Consider the following 19,944-nt stretch of genomic DNA (forward strand, 5'->3'; position numbering starts at 1 on the left):
TTCCCGTTCGGGAGACGGATGTGATGAAAACCGTTCTTTGCTACGGCGACAGCCTGACGTGGGGATATGACGCCGAAAACCTTGGCCGTCATGCCTTCGAAGACCGTTGGCCGAGCGTGCTGCAGAAGGCGCTTGGTGACAATGTCAACGTCATCGCCGAAGGATTGAACGGCCGCACGACGGCTTACGACGATCACCTCGCGGATTGCGACCGCAACGGTGCGACGCTGCTGCCGACCATTCTGCACAGCCATGCGCCGCTCGATCTCGTCATCATCATGCTTGGCACCAACGACCTGAAACGGGGCATCGGCGCCGGTTCCGCAGTCGGCGCGGTCAAGGGCATCGACAGGCTGGTGAGTCTCGTCCGGCATCATGCGTGGTCCTTCGAGGAGCAGGAGCAGCCGGAAATCCTGATCGTGTCTCCGCCGCAGATCTGCGAGACGGGCAACGAAATGTTTGCCGCCATGTATGCGGGTGCCATCGAGCAATCGCTGATGATGGGTTCGCTTTATCGCGATCTGGCGGACGACAAGGGATGCGCTTTCTTTGATGCGGCATCCGTCGCCGTGACGACGCCACTCGATGGCGTCCACCTGGATGCCGAAAATACGCGTGCGCTGGGACGCGGGCTGGAGCCCGTGGTGCGCATGCTGCTTGGAATTTGAAGATAGATTCGATTGACGCAGCGGCGCGATGCCGCCGTCAAAAAGATAAAGGCAGGAAACACAATGGCTCAATCATATGACGTCATCATCATCGGTTCGGGTCCGGGCGGTTATGTCACCGCTATTCGCGCCGCTCAACTGGGTCTGAAGACAGCCATCGTCGAGCGTGAGCACCTGGGCGGCATCTGCCTCAACTGGGGCTGCATTCCCACCAAGGCGCTGCTTCGCTCCGCTGAAGTCCTCGACAATGCCAGCCACGCCAAGAACTACGGCCTGAAGCTCGAAGGCACGATCACGGCTGACGTCAAGGAAGTGGTGGCGCGGTCGCGCGGCGTTTCGGCCCGTCTCAACGGCGGCGTTGCCTTCCTGATGAAGAAGAACAAGATCGACGTCATCTGGGGCGAGGCCAAGCTGACCAAGCCGAACGAAATCGTCGTCGGCAAGTCGTCCAAGCCTGTTGTCCAGCCGCAGAACCCGGTTCCCAAGGGCGTTCTGGGTGAGGGCACCTACACCGCCAAGCACATCATCGTCGCAACAGGCGCACGTCCGCGCGCCCTGCCGGGCATCGAGCCGGATGGCAAGCTGATCTGGACCTATTTCGAAGCGATGAAGCCGGACTTCCTGCCAAAGTCTCTCGTCGTCATGGGTTCCGGCGCCATCGGCATCGAATTTGCCTCCTTCTACCGCTCCATGGGCGTGGATGTGACGGTTGTTGAACTGATGGCCAATGTCATGCCGGTCGAAGACGCGGAAATCTCCGCATTCGCCCGCAAGCAGCTTGAAAAGCGTGGTCTGAAGATCATCACCGAAGCGAAGGTTTCGAAGGTCGACAAGGGCGCGAACTCGATTACGGCCCATGTCGAGACCAAGGATGGCAAGGTTCAGCAGATCACGGCGGATCGCCTGATTTCGGCTGTCGGCGTTCAGGGCAACATTGAAAATCTCGGTCTGGAAGCGCTTGGCGTGAAGACCGACCGCGGCTGCATCGTCATCGATGGTTACGGCAAGACCAATGTTCCCGGCCTCTACGCGATCGGCGACGTTGCCGGCCCGCCGATGCTGGCCCACAAGGCCGAGCACGAAGGCGTCATCTGCGTTGAAAAGATTGCAGGTCTGCCGAACGTTCACCCGATGGACAAGAACAAGATCCCGGGCTGCACCTACTGCAACCCGCAGGTCGCTTCCGTCGGTCTGACCGAAGCCAAGGCAAAGGAACAGGGCCGCGAAATCCGCGTTGGCCGTTATTCCTTCGCAGCCAACGGCAAGGCGATTGCGCTCGGTGAAGATCAGGGCATGGTCAAGACCATCTTCGACAAGAAGACCGGCGAACTGCTCGGCGCGCACATGGTTGGCGCGGAAGTCACCGAACTCATCCAGGGCTTTGTCGTTGCGATGAACCTTGAGACGACCGAAGAAGAGCTGATGCACACCATCTTCCCGCATCCGACCCTTTCCGAAATGATGAAGGAAAGTGTTCTGGACGCCTACGGACGCGTGCTGAACGCCTGATACCATACGACGGTGCCCGGCATTGCCTGACGATGCCGGGTATCCCATATGTCTGACTGGACATGTCTTTCAGGGAGCGTGGGAATGGAAAGTGTAGGCTGGATTGCCGCAATCATCATCGGCGGATTGGCGGGATGGCTCGCCGGCAAGCTCATGGATATGCGTTTCGGCATCATCATGAACATCATTCTCGGCATCGTCGGTTCGGTTGTTGCGGTCGCAGTGCTGCGCACCTTCGACGTGTTCGTGCAGGATAGCCGTCTCGGTTATTTCGTCACGTCCTTCATTGGCGCAAGCCTGTTGCTGTTCCTGGCGAAACTCGTCCGGCGCTGAAAGCTCAGGGCAGAAACGTTCAGGTTTTCGATAACCGAACGCTGTAGAATCCAGATTTCATGCAGTTCCAGATGAAAATGCTTACACTTTTTCTGGAATTGTTCTAAAGGGCCGCAGTAAGCGACAGAAGCAGGTTTCTTATGGTCACTATTCTCGACAGGACATCCTCGGACGAAAAGCGCGTTCGTCACCCGGAAAAGGCGCATCGCCCCGATACCGAGGTTCAGCGCAAGCCCGAGTGGATTCGTGTCAAGGCGCCGACCTCCAAGGGCTATCACGAGACGCGTGAGCTCGTGCGCTCCCACAAGCTGGTTACGGTCTGCGAAGAAGCCGGCTGTCCGAACATAGGCGAGTGCTGGGACAAGAAGCACGCGACCTTCATGATCATGGGTGAAATCTGCACCCGCGCCTGCGCCTTCTGCAACGTCTCCACCGGTAAGCCGAACCCGCTGGATATGGCCGAGCCGGAAAACGTCGCAAAGGCCGTCAAGCAGATGGGCCTTTCTCACGTCGTCATCACCTCTGTTGACCGCGACGATCTGGAAGACGGTGGCGCCGAACACTTCGAGAAGGTCATCTGGGCCATTCGCGCCGCCTCGCCGAACACCACGATTGAAATCCTGACCCCTGACTTTCTCAAGAAGCCGGGTGCGCTGGAACGCGTTGTGGCCGCCAAGCCCGACGTCTTCAACCACAACATGGAAACGGTTCCCGGCAACTACCTCACGGTTCGCCCCGGTGCGCGTTATTTCCACTCCGTCCGCCTGTTGCAGCGCGTGAAGGAACTGGACCCGACCATGTTCACCAAATCAGGCATCATGGTTGGCCTTGGCGAAGAGCGCAACGAAGTGCTGCAGTTGATGGACGATCTGCGCAGCGCCGACGTCGACTTCCTGACCATCGGCCAGTACCTGCAGCCGACCCGCAAGCACCACAAGGTCGAGAAGTTCGTCACGCCGGACGAATTCAAGTCCTACGAGACCATTGCCTACACCAAGGGCTTCCTGATGGTGTCGTCGAGCCCGCTGACCCGCTCCTCGCATCACGCCGGCGACGATTTCGAGCGCCTGCGGGCCAACCGCGAAAAGAAGCTTCTGGCAGCCGCCGAGTAAGCATCAAACATCGCCAGCGTCTCCACGCTGGCGATTTTGTTTTGAGCTGCATCCGGTTGCACGCGCCAAACGAATTCCCCAACTGGCAACCTCGGTTTCCTCTCATTCCGGCCTTGAGCCGGAATAGAGCGCCGCGTCGTCGACGCAAAAGAGGTCTCCAGCGATCAAGGATCGACCTGGACCCCACCAATTAGCGTCGAGTGCAGGAAGAGCGTTCAGGACCATGCCGCCGAACGCAGAACATCCCCCGGAATCACCCATGCACCTTGGCCGGTCGATGCGCCTGCATGCAGAGCAGCACGCTCAACACCACGGAAACGATGGCTGCGGTCTCGACCAGTGTCGGGCCGCGCTGTTCCCACAGGAAACCGTAGAGCAGGGCGAACAGGGTTTCGAACAGGATCATCTGTCCCACCATCGTCAGCGGCAGAAGGCGGCTCATGCGGTTCCAGAAGGCGTTGCCGAGGATCGAGGCGGAGATGCCGAGGCCGATGGCGACGGAAGTGAATTGCAGCCAGTCACTACTGCTGTGCGCCGCCGTATCGCCAAAACCGAAGGCGGGAACGGCCAGTACCAGCGCCAGCGCGCCGGTGACCACGCCGGTCATCAGGTTCCATTCGTCGGCACTCACATCATGCAGGCGCGTCAGCCAGCGGGCATTGCCGACCGCAAAGGCTGTCCAGGACACCAGCGCGCCAAGCGCGCAGGCGAGGCCGATGATCCTGTTGATGTCGAGCGGACCCTGGCCTTCGCTCAGCGATTGCCAGGAGATGCCGACAATGCCGATGACGCCGAGGAGCAGCGAAGGCCACAGGCGCCTCAGCGACACCGCCCCATGATCGCGGCTGCCGATGATCGTTACAGCGACCGGCAGGAAGCCGATGATGATCGAGGTAAAGGCGACGCCGCTCAGTTGCACGGCCGTGGAGATGAAGACGTAATAGACGATGTTGCCGATCAGGCTGAGCCAGGCAAGCGCAATCCATTCCTGCTTGCCGAAGCGCGAGGCGACACGACGGATTTTCGGGCCGATCAGAACGAGAGCGATCAGGCCATAGGTGAGGTAGCGCGCCGTGGAAAGCTGGAGCGGCGTAAATCCTGACGGGATGAGTTTCGGGGCGAGGAAGATGCCGCCCCAAAGCGCGCCCGCAAGCATGCCGTAAAATACGCCGAGACCGGTCTTGTTGTTCATGTCATTTCAATTCCGCATTCAAGATTGCGGCGGTTTGACATGGATACGGGGCGGCTGTCTTGACAAAAACTCCTGCGACGCACGCCGTACAAGTCGTCAGTGCATGTCTTTCAGATGGGCGCGGCGATAGGCGGCCGGTGTCTGCCCCATCGTGTTGCGCATCGCCCGCGTCAGCGCCGTCTGGTCGGAAAACCCGGCCTTGAAGGCGATTTCGGCAATCGGCATCGCACTGTCCCGCAAAAGGTGGCAGACCTTTTCCAGACGCAGGCTGGCGAGCCATTGATGCGGCGAAGTCTTGAATTCCTCGATGAACAGCGCATGCAGGCGGCTGTCGCTGATGTCGACATGTTTTGCCATCGTCTCCACCGTCCAGGGATGGAACGGATCGACCGAGACAATCGCGCGCAGCGCATCGAGGCGGGACCGGATCGCGGGCTTGTCGTGTACGAGGCTGTCGATCAGAAGCGGCGCCCACAGGCCGGCGGTCTCGCTTTCAAGCCCGTCGGTTGTCATGCTGTGGCGCATCCAGCCGACAAGCTGCCTTGTCGTCGCACCAACCTCGAAATAGGGGGACGCGGCAAACCGCTCGAGAATTTTATCGCTGACGGTGCTCTGATCGATATCGACGACCAGCGAGCGGTTGATGGCGGTTGCTTCCTGCGTGTGCAGCCTGCCGCTTTCAATGAGGACGCCGCGTGCCGAGGACAGTTCGTTTTCCCGCCCGGCAACATCCATGCGCAATTGACCGAAAACCGGCAACACGATCTGGACGAAGCCGTGGCGTTCGCTCGGCCTTTCCTTCGTGTAGGTCCTCAAATCGACGGCAGGCGTTTTCATCGAACCGATATCCCGGTGCAAAAGCAAATGGCCGCATGATGACGCGGCCATTTTCATTTTGCTATTGTCGCACACGCTGGCCGACAGAGCCAGCGTGCGAAGTAAAAAGGTTCAACCTTCACTTTTGACCGTCGATTCGCCGCGTTTGCGCTTGCGCAACACCGGCTTGTTCTCACGCGCTTCGCACTTGGCGACGTCGATCAGATATGCCAGAACCGGCATGCCGTTCATCGACGCAAGCTGCTTGGCGGATTCGAGAAGATTGATGATATTGGAAAAGTCGTCCATCGGCTCACTCGGTAGCTCAAAGCATGTATGTCTTGTTGTGACTTTAAGGTGAATACGGGCGTGGAAATCGGGTGTTTCCGGCGCGTTTGCACCTCATGGGTGTAGTCTCGTTCGCGACTAAATAGCAATCCCTGTATGCACGTTGCAATAGTCAATTTTCCGAGACTGCCATGCTTCCACGGCATGCATGGGTTTAATGGGGGAGGCGAGCACTCCCGAACTGCGGGAGGAAACAAGCTATGCCAAACTATCTCCAGCATGTGGAAGAGGCCGCCGCCATCGTTTCTCAGGCCAGACGCATCATGGTGGTTGGCTGTTCGGGTGGTGGTAAATCCACTTTGTCGCAAAAGCTCGCCCGCACATTCGGCCTGCGCTACATCTCCATGGACAAGGAGATCTTCTGGTTGCCTGGGTGGCAGATGCGTTCGCGCCCAGAGCAGCGGCAGATCATAGCGAGCATTATCTCAGACGAGACATGGCTGATGGATGGCAGCAATCCATCGTCTTTCGACATGCGCTTGCCACGCACACATATCGTGCTTTGGGTAAGAATGCCGCGTTGGATCTGCCTGTGGGGCGCCGTCAGCCGCGCCGTCAAAGGATATGGCAAGGCGCGTCCCGAAATGGCGGAGGGCTGCCCGGAGAGGCTGGACCTCGATTTTCTCAAGTACATCTGGAATTTCGAAAAGCGGCACGCGCCGATTTTTGAACAGAACTTCGGTGTTCATGGCCCGCAAGTACCGGTATTCCAGATCAAAAGTCGAAAACAGACCCGCCAGCTTCTTGATCTTCTGCGCATCGAGGATTAACTGCGGCCCATGCCTCAGTTCGAAACGCATCGCCATGTAAAACACTCGCCAGACAGGATGTATGCCCTTGTCGCCGATATCGAGAGCTATCCGCAGTTTCTGCCCTTGTGTGAGGCGCTGACGGTTCGGTCCCGCAAGGAGCGCGATGGCAAGACGCTTCTGGTGGCGGATATGACGGTGGGCTACAAGGCCATTCGCGAGACCTTCACCACGCAGGTGCTTCTCAACCCTGCCGAGCGCGCCATCGACGTGAAATATATCGACGGCCCGTTCCGTTATCTCGAAAATCGCTGGCGTTTCGAGCCCTCGGAAGATGGCGGATGCTCCGTCCACTTCTTCATCGATTACGAATTCAAGAGCCGCATTCTGGGTGCGTTGATGGGGACTATGTTTGATCGTGCCTTCCGCATGTTCACGGAAGCCTTCGAAGCCCGCGCCGACAAGATCTATTCAGCGCCGGCCTGAGACAGAAGAATCAGCATTTCCAATGCGGTCTTGATGGTCGCGAGGCGAATTTCGGTTCGGCCGATATCGCCGTAACGCATCTCCCGATGCAGGATTGCGCCGTCGCGGCATCTGGCGGCGAGATGCACGAGACCAACCGGCTTTTGCGCCGAGCCGCCGCCCGGTCCGGCGATGCCGGTCACGGCGACGGCAAATTCGGCGCGTGAGCGGAACAGCGCCCCATGCGCCATCTGCAGCGCCGTCTCCCTGGAAACAGCACCGAAGGTGGAAAGCGTCTGGCCGCTGACGCCCAGCATGTCTGCCTTGGCCTCATTGGTGTAGGTGACAAAGCCGCGATCCACGACCGCCGACGACCCGGCGATCTCGGTCAGCGCACCGGCAATCAGCCCGCCGGTGCAGCTTTCGGCGGTGGACACCATGTGACCCCGTGCCGAAAATTCCGCGATGATCTCACGCGCCAGCGCCTCGATCTCGGCCGGAAACAGGCTCATGCCGGGCGGCCCGTATAAACGACGGTTGCCGTGGCAATGGCGGCAATGCCTTCTCGGCGACCAACAAAACCGATTGTCTCGTTGGTGGTGGCCTTCACCGAGCAGCGTTCCAGCGCAATGCCGAGAATTTCAGAGAGCTTTTCGCGCATCGCCTGGCGGTGCGGGCCAATCCGAGGTGCCTCGGCAATCAGCGACACATCCGCGTTCATGATCGTTCCGCCATTGCCGCGCACAACCTTTGCGGCGTGCTCGAGAAAGATGCTGGAGGCAGCACCCTTCCACTGCGGGTCGGAAGGCGGGAAGTGGTCGCCGATATCGCCGGCGCCGCAGGTGGCAAGAAGAGCATCCGTCAGCGCATGCAGGGCGACATCCGCATCCGAATGGCCTTTCAGCCTCTGGTCATGCTCGATGAAGACGCCGCACAGCGTGACGCCGTCGCCGGCTTCGAGCTGGTGAACGTCATACCCATTGCCGGTGCGCACATCCGGCAAACCGTGTGAGAGCTTTTCGTCGGCCATGGCAATATCCCGTTTCAGTGTAAGTTTGACGTTGTCGACTGACCCTTCGGTGAGCGTGACCTGAAGGCCTGCCCATTCGGCAATCGAGGCGTCGTCGGTAAAATCCGTGCGGTTGGAGGCTGCGGCTGCCCGGTGCGCTTCGACAATATCTCTATAGCGGAAGCTTTGCGGTGTCTGTGCGGCGTAAAGTCCCTGCCTGGAGACAGTCTCGACAACTTGACCTTGCGCACCGCGCTTCAGCGTGTCGGTGACGGCAAGCGCCGGCAGGACGCTTATCGCGCCGTTTTCGAAAAGCGTGACGGTGCGATCGAGAATATCGGTCGAAATGAACGGGCGTACCGCATCATGGATCATCACATGCGTAATGCCGGTCGCGCCAAGCGCTTCCAGCCCGGCCAGCACGGACTGCTGCCGTGTGGCGCCGCCGTGCAGGGTGATGATTCGGTCACCGGCGGCGAGCCTTGCGGGTATCGGCGCAAACAGCGCTTCGTCGTCAGGGTGAATGACAACGGCAATCGGTGCGGACTGATCCCAGGCGAGAAAGGTGGAAAGCGTGTGTTCGATTACCGGTCTGCCGCCAATCGGGCGATATTGCTTTGGCCCTTCCTCTGGCGAGCCTGCTCTTTCACCGCGTCCGGCGGCGACAATGACAATACCGATATTCATCATGCGTTCCTGCATTGGACATATGCTGCTGGTGCAACTCTCGATGGTTGACAGTCAGGCTTTAGCGCTCCAAAACCCGAAAGACCAGCCCGGCCACATGCGCACAGGACGCATGTTGTTTCCAGAGGGAACGTTTCCCTCGCCAACAATTTGCACAAATTGCCATCGTCCGCAAAAGAGGCGGGCAAGCAATGGCAAATAAAACGTGCAGGCCAGTAAAAATGCTTGGCAAGAGCATAAACACTGGCTAAAAATAATGCACGCAATCATTCTGCATGAAAGATCATCAATTGCCCCTTCCGGAGTTGTCAGACCCGTTTAGCATCGGCTCCGTTGCAATCCGCAACCGCGCTGTGCTGGCACCCATGTCGGGTGTCACGGATTTGCCGTTCCGGCAGCTTGCCTGGCGTTACGGCGCCGGCCTCGTCGTCACGGAAATGGTCGCAAGTCGCGAGCTGGTCGCCAACAAGGGTGAGTCCTGGGCGCGACTGAAAAACGCAGGCATGGTTCCCCATGTGGTGCAGCTTGCCGGCCGCGAGGCGCATTTCATGGCGGAAGCGGCAAAAATCGCTGCCGACAATGGCGCTGGCATCGTCGATATCAACATGGGCTGTCCGGCCAAGAAGGTCACCGGTGGTTATTCCGGTTCCGCCTTGATGCGTGATCCGGATCACGCCCTGTCGCTCATTGAGGCCACCGTCAGGGCGGTGGATGTGCCGGTCACCTTGAAGATGCGTCTCGGCTGGGACGAGAACTCTCTCAATGCACCTGATATTGCCAGGCGTGCCGAAGAGGCGGGCGTTCAGCTCGTGACGATCCACGGCCGCACCCGCATGCAGTTTTACGAAGGCCGCGCCGATTGGGATGCGATCCGCGCCGTTCGCGACGTCATTTCGGTTCCGCTGATTGCCAATGGCGACGTGGAAACGGCGGAAGATGCCCGCGAAATTCTGGCCCGCTCCGGCGCGGATGCTGTCATGGTCGGGCGCGGTGCGCAGGGCCAGCCCTGGCTGCCTGCGGTTCTTGCGGGACATGCGGCGCCAGAGCGCAGTGACATCGCAGACATCGTTGTCGAACATTACGGCATGATGCTGGAATTCTACGGAAGGGAAGCCGGTTTCCGGCATGCCCGCAAACATTTGGGCTGGTATCTCGATCGCTGCGCGCCCGGGACTGCCGCCAAGGACAAGGCTACGATCATGACATCGGGTGATACGGCGCAGGTGACGGATCTCCTCCGCGCCGCGCTTTGCGAAGACGCGGCCAGCAATGCCGCAAGGAAGGCGGCATGAGCGCTGACAAATCAACACCGGTCGATACGAACGCGCTGGCCATGGCCGTTCTTAACGCGGTGCAGAACCCGGTTATCCTGGTGGATGCCGAAGGCTTCATCGCTTTCGCCAACTGGGAGGCGGAAGCCTTTTTCGGTGCAAGCGCATCGCACCTGGCCCGCTATCGCGTTTCGACCTTCATTCCCTTCGGCAGCCCGCTTCTGGCGCTGATCGATCAGGTGCGCGAACGCCGCGCGCCGGTCAATGAATATCGCGTCGATCTGAGTTCGCCGCGTCTCGGCCAGGAGAAGCTGGTCGACCTTTATGTTGCCCCTGTCGTCAGCGAGCCGGGCTCTGTCGTCGTCGTCTTCCAGGAACGGTCGATGGCCGACAAGATCGACCGCCAGTTGACCCATCGCGCCGCAGCCCGCTCCGTCACCGGTCTTGCATCCATGCTTGCGCATGAAATCAAGAACCCGCTGTCCGGTATTCGCGGCGCAGCCCAGCTTCTGGAAACCTCGGTTGAAGATGAAGATCGCGCCCTGACACGGCTGATCTGCGACGAGACGGACCGCATCGTCTCGCTGGTCGACCGTATGGAGGTGTTCTCCGACGAGCGTCCCGTGGATCGCATGCCGATAAACATCCATTCGGTGCTGGATCACGTCAAAGCCATCGCCAAGGCCGGTTTTGCCCGCAACATCAAGATTTCGGAAAATTACGATCCGTCGCTGCCGCCGGTCTATGCCAATCGCGACCAGCTTGTGCAGGTCTTCCTCAATCTGGTGAAGAACGCCGCCGAAGCCGTGAGCAACCAGCCGGATGGCGAAATCGTGCTGACCACCGCGTATCGTCCCGGTATGCGCCTGTCGGTGGCAGGCAGCCGTGAACGCATTTCTCTGCCGCTCGAATTCTGCGTGCATGACAATGGTCCCGGCGTTCCGGCTGACCTGCTGCCGCACCTCTTCGATCCCTTCATCACCACCAAAACCAATGGTTCCGGGCTTGGCCTTGCGCTTGTCGCCAAGCTGATCGGCGCGCATGGCGGCATTGTCGAATGCGACAGCCAGAACCACAGAACGACTTTCCGCGTATTGATGCCCGTCTCGCCGGAAGTGGCGCTGGACGACAACATCTTGCCGAACACGACAGGAAATAACCCATGACAGCAACGATTCTCGTCGCCGATGATGATGCGGCCATCCGTACCGTGCTGAACCAGGCGCTTAGCCGTGCCGGTTACGATGTGCGTATCACCTCCAATGCGGCCACGCTCTGGCGCTGGGTTTCCGCGGGCGAGGGCGATCTCGTCATTACCGATGTCGTCATGCCGGATGAGAATGCGTTCGATCTTCTGCCGCGCATCAAGAAGGCCCGTCCGGAGCTTCCGGTTCTGGTCATGAGCGCCCAGAACACCTTCATGACCGCCATCAAGGCATCGGAAAAGGGTGCTTACGATTACCTGCCGAAGCCCTTCGACCTGACCGAGCTGATCGCCATCATCGGCCGCGCCCTGTCTGAACCGAAGCGCAAGCCTGCCAAGCTGGACGACGACATGCAGGATGGCATGCCGCTGGTTGGCCGTTCGGCGGCCATGCAGGAAATCTACCGCGTTCTGGCGCGTCTGATGCAGACCGACCTGACGCTGATGATCACAGGTGAATCCGGTACCGGCAAGGAGCTGGTGGCGCGCGCCCTGCATGATTACGGCAAGCGCCGCAACGGCCCCTTCGTGGCCATCAACATGGCGGCCATTCCGCGTGACCTGATCGAGTCGGAACTGTTCGGCCACGAGAAGGGCGCCTTTACCGGCGCGCAGAACCGTTCGACCGGCCGCTTCGAGCAGGCCGAGGGCGGCACGCTGTTCCTCGACGAAATCGGCGATATGCCGATGGATGCGCAGACCCGACTGCTGCGCGTGCTGCAGCAGGGTGAATACACCACCGTCGGCGGCCGCACGCCGATCCGCACCGATGTCCGCATCGTTGCCGCCACCAACAAGGATCTGAAGCAGTCCATTAATCAGGGCCTGTTCCGTGAAGACCTTTATTATCGCCTGAACGTCGTGCCGCTGCGCCTGCCGCCGCTGCGTGACCGTGCCGAAGACATTCCGGATCTCGTCCGCCATTTCATCCAGCAGGGTGAAAAGGAAGGCCTGGAAGGCAAGCGTTTCGAAAACGAAGCGCTGGAAGTGATGAAGGCCTATGCCTGGCCGGGCAACGTGCGCGAGCTGGAAAACCTGATCCGCCGCCTGATGGCGCTTTATCCGCAGGAAGTCATCACCCGCGAGATCATCGAGCAGGAATTGCAGTCGGATGTGCCTGACAGCCCGCTCGACAAGATGGCGGTTCGCACCGGTTCGCTGACCATCTCGCAGGCGGTCGAAGAAAACATGCGCGATTATTTCGCCGGTTTCGGCGACAACCTGCCGCCACCCGGTCTTTACGACCGTGTTCTGCGGGAAATGGAGTATCCGCTGATTCTCGCTGCCCTGACGGCAACGCGCGGCAACCAGATCAAGGCAGCCGATCTTCTCGGCCTCAACCGCAACACCCTGCGCAAGAAAATTCGCGAGCTTGGCGTTTCGGTTTACCGCAGTTCGCGTCCTGCCTGACAATATTGACAACCTCAGGATTGCCGTTGCATTTTCGCCACATTATGTTGCTTGGAAAACACTAGGGGGCCTGGAGAGATTCGCTCCGCCCCACGGATGTTTTCAAAGACAATGAAATGGGACGCTGGCTTCGCCGGCAACTGGGAGACGTGAATGCGGAAAACCGCCGCGGAAAAAACCGTTGCCGAAGATGCAACGGGAATGGTGGTCGCCGATCGCAGAATGTCGTTTGCCTTGCCGGGTTTGGTTCTTGCCGGCATTGCGCTGATCTGTGCGACGCTGACGCTGTTCGTCCTCCTCGGCCTGACACCGATTGCGCCGACCTCGAATGTCGTCGTCGCATCGGGCATCATCAACGCGCTGTTCGTCATCGGCCTGATGTATCTCATCGGCCGCGAAATCAACCGGCTGCTGAAAGCGCGCAAGAAGGGCAGGGCCGCTGCCCGCCTCCACGTGCGCATCGTCGTTCTGTTTTCGATTGTGGCGATCACGCCTGCCGTACTCGTGGCGATTTTTGCCAGTCTGACACTGAATGTCGGCCTCGACCGCTGGTTTGCGCTGCGCACGCAGTCGATCGTCGATTCCTCCAGCAACATCGCTGAAGCCTACATGATGGAGAATGCCGGTTATCTTCAGGGCCAGACCCTGCAGATGGCGACCGTTCTCGACAGCAACCGGGCGCTCTTCTATCTCGACCGCACCGGCTTCGTGGATATGATGACCCGTCAGGCCAAGGGGCGTGGCCTGCTTGGCGCGTTTCTCGTTCAGGATGATGGCGATGCCGTTGCCCAGGCCGATATCAAGACCGAAAAGCCGCTTCCCGCCATCCCGCAGGATGCGCTGCAGAAGGCCGCGGCCGGTCAGCCGACGCTCATTCCGCCGGGTATAACCAACCTCGTTGGCGCCATCATCAAGCTTGAGGGCATCAGCGGCACCTTCCTTTACACCGTGCGCGCCGTTGACCCGAAGGTCATGCAGGCGATGCGGCTGATGGAAGAAAACCGTGCCGAATACAAGGCGATGGAAGCGGGCCGCGCACCGCTGCAGATTGCCTTCGCCATCCTTTATCTCGGCTTTGCGCTGATCGTGCTTCTGGCGGCGATCTGGACGGCCATTGCCGTGGCCGACCGTATCGTCCGCCCGATCCGCCTGTTGATCGGCGCCGCCGACAGCGTTGCCTCTGGTAACATGCAGGTGCTGGTGCCGGTTCGCGCCATCGACGGCGACGTTGGCCGCCTGTCGCGGACCTTCAACAAGATGGTGTCGGAGCTGCGCAGCCAGCAGGGCCAGATCATCGAGGCGAAGGACGATATCGACAACCGCCGCCGCTTTATCGAGGCAGTGCTGTCGGGTGTCACTGCTGCCGTCATCGGCGTTGACGAGAACCGCAATATCACCATCGTCAATCCGTCTGCCGAGGAGTTCCTGGCGCTGGAAGCCGACAAGCTGATCGGGGCGCAACTCTCCGAGATCGCCCCCGAGGTCGAGCAGGTGGTGACCGAGGCACGCGTCTGGTCGCGCGGCGACTTCCGCAAGCAGATCAACATCATGCGGCGCGGCAAGGAGCGCACGCTGAATGTGCAGGTGACGCGTGAGGATGCGCGTGACTCCGGTGATTCCTACGTCATCACGCTGGATGACATCACCGATCTCGTCATCGCCCAGCGCTCGACCGCATGGTCGGATGTGGCACGTCGCATTGCGCATGAAATCAAGAACCCGCTGACGCCGATCCAGCTGTCCGCCGAGCGCATCAAGCGCCGCTTTGGCAAGCAGATCGACGAGAATGACCGCGCCATCTTCGATCAGTGTACGGACACCATCGTGCGCCAGGTCGGCGATATCGGCCGCATGGTCGACGAGTTCTCGGCCTTTGCGCGTATGCCGAAGCCGACCAAGGAACGTTCGGACCTGCGTGCCATCCTGAAGGATGCCGCCTTCCTGCGGGAAATCAGCGCCGCCGATACGAAGTTCACCACAGAACTCGGCGATCTGCCGCTGGAGGGCATGTTCGATGCCCGCATGCTGGGACAAGCCTTCGGCAATCTCATCAAGAATGCGACGGAAGCCATCGAGGCGATCGAGGGTGATAAGCGACCGGGCAAGATTCTGGTGCGCGCCTCCTTCGATGAAGCCAATTCGCGTTTCGTGGCCGATATCATCGACAACGGTCGTGGTCTGCCGGTCGAAAACCGTCACCGCATTCTCGAGCCCTATATGACGATGCGCGACAAGGGCACCGGCCTTGGTCTGGCCATCGTCAAGAAGATCATTGAGGAACATGGCGGGTATCTGGAATTGCACGATGCCCCGTCGGATTTCGATCATGGCCACGGCGCCATGATCAGAGTGCTGCTGCCCTATGTTGAGGCGGCCGGCAGCGAAAATAACAAGGAAGCAGCATATGGCGTCTGATATTCTGGTCGTGGACGACGAGGCGGACATTCGCGAAATCGTGGCGGGTATTCTCTCTGACGAAGGTCATGAAACCCGCATGGCCTATGACAGCGATAGCGCTCTGGCAGCGATTTCCGAGCGCGTACCGCGCCTGATTTTCCTCGATATCTGGATGCAGGGCTCCAAGCTCGATGGTCTGGCTCTGCTCGACGAAATCAAGAGCCGCCACCCCGACATTCCCGTGGTGATGATTTCAGGTCACGGCAACATCGAAACGGCCGTAAACGCCATCAAGCGCGGCGCCTTCGACTTCATTGAAAAGCCGTTCAAGGCCGACCGCCTGATCCTGATCGCCGAACGCGCGCTCGAAAACTCTAAGCTGAAGCGCGAGGTGCAGGAGCTGAAAAAGCGGACGGGCGATGCGAGTGAGCTGATCGGTGCGTCGCTTGCCGTGTCGCAGCTTCGCCAGACAGTCGATCGTGTCGCCCCCACCAACAGCCGCATCATGATTCTTGGACCATCCGGCTCCGGCAAGGAGCTGGTGGCGCGCATGATCCACAAGAAGTCGTCGCGTGCGACGGGTCCTTTCGTGGCCCTGAATGCCGCGACGATCACGCCGGATCGCATGGAAATTGCCCTGTTCGGCACCGAAGGCCTGCCGGGTCAGCCGCGCAAGGTCGGCGCGCTGGAAGAGGCCCATCGCGGCGTTCTCTATCTCGATGAAGTCGGCGACATGCCGCGTGAAACGCAGAACAAGATCCTGCGCGTGCTGGTCGATCAGCAGTTTGATCGCGTTGGCGGAGGCAAGCGCGTCAAGGTCGATGTTCGCATCATCTCGTCCACCGCCCACCATCTCGAAAGCCTGATTGCCGAGGGCCAGTTCCGCGAAGACCTCTATCACCGTCTGGCCGTCGTACCGGTCAAGGTGCCGGCGCTGTCGGAACGTCGTGAGGACATTCCTTTCCTGGTCGACATGTTCATGCGGCAGATTTCCGAGCAGGCGGGTATCCGTCCGCGCAAGATCGCCGACGACGCGATGGCCGTCTTGCAGACGCATGACTGGCCGGGCAACATTCGCCAGCTTCGCAACAATATCGAACGTCTGATGATCCTCGCCCGTCCGGAAGGCGGCGATGCGGCAATCTCGGCCGACATGCTGCCCGCCGATATCGGCGACATGCTGCCGAAGATCGCAGCCCAGGGCGACCAGCACATCATGACCCTGCCGTTGCGTGAAGCGCGCGAAATGTTCGAGCGCGACTATCTGGTGGCGCAGATCAACCGCTTTGGCGGCAATATTTCCCGTACAGCCGAATTTGTCGGCATGGAGCGCTCCGCACTGCACCGAAAACTGAAATCGCTCGGCGTGTAAACGCCGGGTGAATCGCGCCGCACGCCCCATTTTCCGGTCAGAGAGACGTCATGAAGGTCATTATTTGCGGTGCAGGACAGGTGGGCTACGGCATTGCCGAGCAATTGTCGCGCGAGGACAATGAAGTCTCGGTCATCGATACCGCCGCATCGCTGATTACCGCGATTACCGAGACGCTCGACGTTCGCGGTTATGTCGGCCACGGCGCGCATCCCGACATGCTGGCCAAGGCAGGCGCCGATCAGGCCGACATGATCATTGCGGTGACGCTGCATGACGAAATCAACATCGTTGCCTGCGAGGTGGCGCATGCGCTGTTCAGCGTGCCCACCAAGATCGCCCGTATCCGCGACCAGAGTTATCTGAAGCCGGAATATGCCGATCTCTTCAGCCGCGAGAACATGTCGATCGACGTGACGATTTCGCCGGAAATCGAAGTCGGCAAGATGGTGCTGAGACGCATCGCCTTTCCAGGCGCCACCGATGTCGTGCGTTTTGCCGATGACAACATCTCCATGCTGGCGATTGAATGCATGGAAGATTGCCCCGTCATCAACACGCCGCTGCAGCAACTTTCCAGCCTCTTTCCCGATCTGATTGCCACGGTGGTGGCGATCTATCGCAACGGCATCCTCAAGGTCGTCAATTCCTCCGAACAGTTGCGGGTCGGCGATCTTGCTTATGTCATCTGCCAGCGCCAGCATGCGCGCCGCACCCTCAGCCTGTTTGGCCATGAGGAACAGGAAGCGCAGCGTATCGTCATCGCGGGCGCCGGCAATATCGGCCAGTATGTCGCCCACAAGATCGAGGAACTGCAGCCGAAAACCAGGGTCAAGATCATCGAGGCCGACCGCGACAAGGCAATCGCCGCGTCCGAACAGTTGAGCAGCACGATTGTCATGCACGGCTCGGCGCTGGATCAGAAAATCTTGCAGCAGGCCGATATTCAGGATGCCGACCTGATCGTTACGTTGACCAACAACGACCAGACCAACATCCTGGCCTCGGTCATTGCCAAGCAGTTGGGCTGCAAGTCGAATCTGGCGCTGCTCAACAGCACCTCGTTCCATGATGTGTCGCGGTCACTCGGTCTCGATGCCTATATCAACCCCAGGGCGGTGACGATTTCACGCGTGCTGCAGCATGTCCGCAAGGGCCGCATCCGCTCGGTCTATGCGGTACAGCGCGGCTCCGGCGAGGTGATCGAGGCGGAAGCGATGGAGACCTCGCCGCTGGTCGGTCTTGCCTTCCGCGACATGGATATGCCGGATGGAATCCGCATCGGCGCGATCTTCCGCGACGGCGTGGTCATCCGTCCCGACGGCAATACCAAAATCAAGGCGAGGGACCGTGTCGTGCTGTTTGCCGCGGCCGAGGCGGTTCGCGATGTGGAACAGCTTTTCCGCGTCTCGATACAATATTTCTGACTGTTTAGAATCAGCGCGATCGTTCAATACTTGCGCATGTTCGGGTGTTTTCATCGTTGCGGAACTAGGCGCGATTTGATACCAGAGTTTTCTGGCCTGCCAAGCTGGGGACGAGACTTGGCTGGTTGATTATTGATTGATTATTTTCCGGTATCCCGACCGGCAAAAAAGAAAGAAGCGGCGCCATGGCGGAACGTTCTCAAAACCTTCAGGATCTTTTTCTCAATACCGTTCGCAAACAGAAGATCTCGTTGACGATTTTTCTCATCAACGGTGTCAAGCTGACGGGTGTTGTCACCTCTTTTGACAATTTCTGTGTCCTCTTGCGTCGCGACGGTCATTCGCAGCTTGTCTACAAGCACGCGATTTCCACCATCATGCCCGGCCAGCCGATGCAGATGTTCGAAAGCGAAGAGAACGCTGCCTGAGGGTAACGCTCGTTTTCCGATATTCTCTTGATGATGTCGGGAACGTTTGTGATCTTACCAAGTTTTGATTGATACACCGCCCGCATCGCTGCGGTCGGTGTTACCTGTGTTTCTGGATAAGGCTGAGCCCATTTCGACGCGCGACACCTCAAACGAATCGATCATTCCGGAGCTGGAAAAGCACCGCGACGACATGCGCGCGGTTGTTATCATCCCGGTCCTCAAGCCCACGCGTGAAAATCGCGATGCCGCTCAGGCGCCCGCAGCACCGTCTCGCTCCGTCGAGGCCAAGCTGGAAGAGGCCAAGGGTCTGGCACTGGCGATCGATCTCGAGGTCACGCAGGGGTTGATCGTGTCGGTCAACCAGCCGCGTCCGGCCACCCTTTTTGGCACCGGCAAGATCGAGGAAATCGGTCATCTCCTGGAAGAGACCAATTCGGGTCTGGTGATTATCGATCACCCGCTGACACCGGTGCAGCAACGCAATCTCGAAAAGCAGTGGAACTCGAAGGTCATCGACCGCACGGGTCTCATTCTCGAAATCTTCGGCCGCCGCGCTTCCACCAAGGAAGGCACGCTGCAGGTCGATCTTGCGCATCTGAACTACCAGAAGGGCCGTCTGGTCCGAAGCTGGACTCACCTTGAGCGTCAGCGCGGCGGTGCGGGCTTCATGGGTGGTCCGGGTGAAACGCAGATCGAAGCCGACCGTCGGCTGCTGCAGGAACGCATCGTGCGGCTGGAGCGTGAGCTGGAACAGGTTGTCCGCACCCGCCAGCTTCACCGCGCCAAGCGCCGCAAGGTGCCGCACCCGATTGTTGCTCTGGTTGGTTACACCAACGCCGGCAAATCCACGCTGTTCAACCGCATCACCGGTGCGGGCGTGCTGGCTGAAGACATGCTCTTCGCCACACTCGATCCGACGCTGCGTCGCATGAAGCTGCCGCATGGCAGAACAGTCATCCTTTCGGATACCGTCGGTTTCATCTCCGACCTGCCGACCCACCTTGTTGCCGCCTTCCGCGCAACGCTGGAAGAGGTTCTGGAAGCCGACCTCGTTCTGCATGTTCGTGACATGGCCGATCCTGACAACGCCGCACAGTCGGCCGATGTCCTGCGTATTCTCGGCGATCTCGGCATCGGTGAGAAGGAAGCGCAGGAGCGCATTATCGAGGTCTGGAACAAGGTCGACCGGCTGGAGCCAGAAGCCCATGACGCCATCATGCAGCGGGCCGAAGGCCGGTCAGATATCCGTGCCGTTTCGGCAATCACGGGTGAGGGCGTCGATGCCCTGATGGACGAAATTTCCCGTCGTCTTTCCGGCGTGCTCACGGAAACCACTGTGACGCTGCCCGTCGACAAGCTGCCGCTGCTCTCGTGGGTCTACAACAACTCCATCGTCGATGGCCGTGAAGACAACGAGGACGGTTCGGTTTCGCTGGATGTCAGACTGTCGGAAACGCAGGCGGCGGAACTCAACCGCAAGCTGGGCATCTCTGCAAAAGTTGAGCCTGAAGACTGGGAAAAGTGAAGCGCATTTGCGCAAAAAC

General features: G+C 59.6%; 19 protein-coding genes. 14 read left to right on the top strand and 5 right to left on the bottom strand.

The annotated features are described in order from the left end of the window. The first annotated feature begins 23 nt into the window (after positions 1–23). The 4 genes from HWX89_RS01930 (at position 24) to lipA (ending at position 3,622) form a co-directional block, all read left to right on the top strand. A complete protein-coding gene (locus HWX89_RS01930; protein ID WP_138795456.1) occupies positions 24–668 on the top strand; it encodes an SGNH/GDSL hydrolase family protein in 645 nt (214 codons plus the stop codon). A 63-nt stretch (positions 669–731) separates the two neighbouring features. Next, a complete protein-coding gene (gene lpdA / locus HWX89_RS01935) occupies positions 732–2,177 on the top strand; it encodes a dihydrolipoyl dehydrogenase (RefSeq protein WP_138795455.1) in 1,446 nt (481 codons plus the stop codon). An 84-nt stretch (positions 2,178–2,261) separates the two neighbouring features. Continuing rightward, positions 2,262–2,510: a GlsB/YeaQ/YmgE family stress response membrane protein gene (locus tag HWX89_RS01940; RefSeq protein WP_138795454.1), complete on the top strand. Its 249-nt coding sequence runs from the start codon at positions 2,262–2,264 to the stop codon at positions 2,508–2,510. A 140-nt stretch (positions 2,511–2,650) separates the two neighbouring features. Next, complete coding sequence (gene lipA, locus HWX89_RS01945; protein ID WP_138795453.1) at positions 2,651–3,622, top strand: lipoyl synthase; 972 nt, start codon at positions 2,651–2,653, stop codon at positions 3,620–3,622. 253 nt (positions 3,623–3,875) lie between these two features. Here the strand turns inward: lipA and HWX89_RS01950 are convergent, their stop codons facing one another. The 3 genes from HWX89_RS01950 to HWX89_RS01960 all read right to left on the bottom strand — a co-directional run bounded on the left by HWX89_RS01950 (position 3,876) and on the right by HWX89_RS01960 (position 5,939). Then, positions 3,876–4,814 carry a DMT family transporter gene (locus HWX89_RS01950; protein WP_138795452.1) on the bottom strand — a complete coding sequence of 313 codons (939 nt, stop codon included), beginning with the start codon at positions 4,812–4,814 and terminating at the stop codon, positions 3,876–3,878. 96 nt (positions 4,815–4,910) lie between these two features. Continuing rightward, positions 4,911–5,651: an AraC family transcriptional regulator gene (locus HWX89_RS01955; RefSeq protein WP_138795451.1), complete on the bottom strand. Its 741-nt coding sequence runs from the start codon at positions 5,649–5,651 to the stop codon at positions 4,911–4,913. 111 nt (positions 5,652–5,762) lie between these two features. Next, positions 5,763–5,939, bottom strand: a complete 177-nt coding sequence (locus HWX89_RS01960) for a hypothetical protein (protein ID WP_178340584.1) — start codon at positions 5,937–5,939, stop codon at positions 5,763–5,765. Between the two features lie 239 nt (positions 5,940–6,178). Here HWX89_RS01960 and HWX89_RS01965 point away from each other — a divergent pair, with 239 nt between their 5' ends. Both HWX89_RS01965 and HWX89_RS01970 read left to right on the top strand, forming a co-directional pair. Continuing rightward, positions 6,179–6,748: a P-loop NTPase family protein gene (locus tag HWX89_RS01965; protein WP_138795450.1), complete on the top strand. Its 570-nt coding sequence runs from the start codon at positions 6,179–6,181 to the stop codon at positions 6,746–6,748. A 9-nt stretch (positions 6,749–6,757) separates the two neighbouring features. After that, complete coding sequence (locus HWX89_RS01970; protein WP_138795449.1) at positions 6,758–7,213, top strand: type II toxin-antitoxin system RatA family toxin; 456 nt, start codon at positions 6,758–6,760, stop codon at positions 7,211–7,213. Here the strand turns inward: HWX89_RS01970 and HWX89_RS01975 are convergent. Both HWX89_RS01975 and HWX89_RS01980 read right to left on the bottom strand, forming a co-directional pair. After that, a complete protein-coding gene (locus HWX89_RS01975) occupies positions 7,195–7,704 on the bottom strand; it encodes a CinA family protein (RefSeq protein WP_138795448.1) in 510 nt (169 codons plus the stop codon). The genes HWX89_RS01970 and HWX89_RS01975 overlap by 19 nt on opposite strands. Then, a complete protein-coding gene (locus HWX89_RS01980) occupies positions 7,701–8,888 on the bottom strand; it encodes a bifunctional 2-C-methyl-D-erythritol 4-phosphate cytidylyltransferase/2-C-methyl-D-erythritol 2,4-cyclodiphosphate synthase (protein WP_138795447.1) in 1,188 nt (395 codons plus the stop codon). Before HWX89_RS01980 ends, HWX89_RS01975 begins: the two co-directional genes overlap by 4 nt. Positions 8,889–9,163: 275 nt before the next feature. Here HWX89_RS01980 and dusB point away from each other — a divergent pair, with 275 nt between their 5' ends. The 8 genes from dusB (at position 9,164) to hflX (ending at position 19,925) form a co-directional block, all read left to right on the top strand. Further along, positions 9,164–10,180 (top strand): tRNA dihydrouridine synthase DusB, encoded by a 1,017-nt coding sequence (dusB, locus tag HWX89_RS01985; RefSeq protein WP_138795446.1) that lies wholly within the window; start codon positions 9,164–9,166, stop codon positions 10,178–10,180. Continuing rightward, positions 10,177–11,325 (top strand): two-component system sensor histidine kinase NtrB, encoded by a 1,149-nt coding sequence (locus HWX89_RS01990; RefSeq protein ID WP_138795445.1) that lies wholly within the window; start codon positions 10,177–10,179, stop codon positions 11,323–11,325. The genes dusB and HWX89_RS01990 overlap by 4 nt, the downstream gene beginning before the upstream one ends. Then, positions 11,322–12,773 (top strand): nitrogen regulation protein NR(I), encoded by a 1,452-nt coding sequence (gene ntrC / locus HWX89_RS01995; protein ID WP_138795444.1) that lies wholly within the window; start codon positions 11,322–11,324, stop codon positions 12,771–12,773. The genes HWX89_RS01990 and ntrC overlap by 4 nt, the downstream gene beginning before the upstream one ends. Before the next feature lie 153 nt (positions 12,774–12,926). Next, the gene (locus tag HWX89_RS02000) at positions 12,927–15,188 is read left to right on the top strand and encodes a sensor histidine kinase NtrY-like (RefSeq protein ID WP_138795443.1); all 2,262 of its coding nucleotides are present in this window, start codon (positions 12,927–12,929) and stop codon (positions 15,186–15,188) included. Next, positions 15,178–16,542: a nitrogen assimilation response regulator NtrX gene (gene ntrX / locus HWX89_RS02005; protein WP_138795442.1), complete on the top strand. Its 1,365-nt coding sequence runs from the start codon at positions 15,178–15,180 to the stop codon at positions 16,540–16,542. The genes HWX89_RS02000 and ntrX overlap by 11 nt, the downstream gene beginning before the upstream one ends. A 50-nt stretch (positions 16,543–16,592) precedes the next feature. Further along, complete coding sequence (trkA, locus tag HWX89_RS02010; RefSeq protein ID WP_138795441.1) at positions 16,593–17,969, top strand: Trk system potassium transporter TrkA; 1,377 nt, start codon at positions 16,593–16,595, stop codon at positions 17,967–17,969. 185 nt (positions 17,970–18,154) lie between these two features. Further along, positions 18,155–18,397: an RNA chaperone Hfq gene (gene hfq, locus HWX89_RS02015; RefSeq protein WP_037155370.1), complete on the top strand. Its 243-nt coding sequence runs from the start codon at positions 18,155–18,157 to the stop codon at positions 18,395–18,397. Between the two features lie 193 nt (positions 18,398–18,590). Further along, positions 18,591–19,925: a GTPase HflX gene (gene hflX / locus HWX89_RS02020; protein WP_138795790.1), complete on the top strand. Its 1,335-nt coding sequence runs from the start codon at positions 18,591–18,593 to the stop codon at positions 19,923–19,925. Positions 19,926–19,944: the final 19 nt, after the last annotated feature.

Origin of the sequence: Rhizobium sp. RM (genome assembly GCF_013390595.1) — a bacterium.
Lineage (GTDB): Bacteria > Pseudomonadota > Alphaproteobacteria > Rhizobiales > Rhizobiaceae > Agrobacterium.

Excerpts from the sequence above, each read along its gene's own strand:
- HWX89_RS01955 (WP_138795451.1), bottom strand. The coding sequence starts at position 5,651 with ATGAAAACGCCTGCCGTCGATTTGAGGACCTACACGAAGGAAAGGCCG.
- HWX89_RS01950 (WP_138795452.1), bottom strand. The coding sequence starts at position 4,814 with ATGAACAACAAGACCGGTCTCGGCGTATTTTACGGCATGCTTGCGGGC.
- HWX89_RS02000 (WP_138795443.1), top strand. The coding sequence starts at position 12,927 with ATGCGGAAAACCGCCGCGGAAAAAACCGTTGCCGAAGATGCAACGGGA.
- HWX89_RS01930 (WP_138795456.1), top strand. The coding sequence starts at position 24 with ATGAAAACCGTTCTTTGCTACGGCGACAGCCTGACGTGGGGATATGAC.
- HWX89_RS01940 (WP_138795454.1), top strand. The coding sequence starts at position 2,262 with ATGGAAAGTGTAGGCTGGATTGCCGCAATCATCATCGGCGGATTGGCG.
- ntrX (WP_138795442.1), top strand. The coding sequence starts at position 15,178 with ATGGCGTCTGATATTCTGGTCGTGGACGACGAGGCGGACATTCGCGAA.
- lipA (WP_138795453.1), top strand. The coding sequence starts at position 2,651 with ATGGTCACTATTCTCGACAGGACATCCTCGGACGAAAAGCGCGTTCGT.
- HWX89_RS01990 (WP_138795445.1), top strand. The coding sequence starts at position 10,177 with ATGAGCGCTGACAAATCAACACCGGTCGATACGAACGCGCTGGCCATG.
- hfq (WP_037155370.1), top strand. The coding sequence starts at position 18,155 with ATGGCGGAACGTTCTCAAAACCTTCAGGATCTTTTTCTCAATACCGTT.
- HWX89_RS01960 (WP_178340584.1), bottom strand. The coding sequence starts at position 5,939 with ATGGACGACTTTTCCAATATCATCAATCTTCTCGAATCCGCCAAGCAG.
- trkA (WP_138795441.1), top strand. The coding sequence starts at position 16,593 with ATGAAGGTCATTATTTGCGGTGCAGGACAGGTGGGCTACGGCATTGCC.
- dusB (WP_138795446.1), top strand. The coding sequence starts at position 9,164 with ATGAAAGATCATCAATTGCCCCTTCCGGAGTTGTCAGACCCGTTTAGC.
- hflX (WP_138795790.1), top strand. The coding sequence starts at position 18,591 with ATGCGCGCGGTTGTTATCATCCCGGTCCTCAAGCCCACGCGTGAAAAT.
- HWX89_RS01980 (WP_138795447.1), bottom strand. The coding sequence starts at position 8,888 with ATGAATATCGGTATTGTCATTGTCGCCGCCGGACGCGGTGAAAGAGCA.
- HWX89_RS01965 (WP_138795450.1), top strand. The coding sequence starts at position 6,179 with ATGCCAAACTATCTCCAGCATGTGGAAGAGGCCGCCGCCATCGTTTCT.
- ntrC (WP_138795444.1), top strand. The coding sequence starts at position 11,322 with ATGACAGCAACGATTCTCGTCGCCGATGATGATGCGGCCATCCGTACC.
- HWX89_RS01975 (WP_138795448.1), bottom strand. The coding sequence starts at position 7,704 with ATGAGCCTGTTTCCGGCCGAGATCGAGGCGCTGGCGCGTGAGATCATC.
- lpdA (WP_138795455.1), top strand. The coding sequence starts at position 732 with ATGGCTCAATCATATGACGTCATCATCATCGGTTCGGGTCCGGGCGGT.
- HWX89_RS01970 (WP_138795449.1), top strand. The coding sequence starts at position 6,758 with ATGCCTCAGTTCGAAACGCATCGCCATGTAAAACACTCGCCAGACAGG.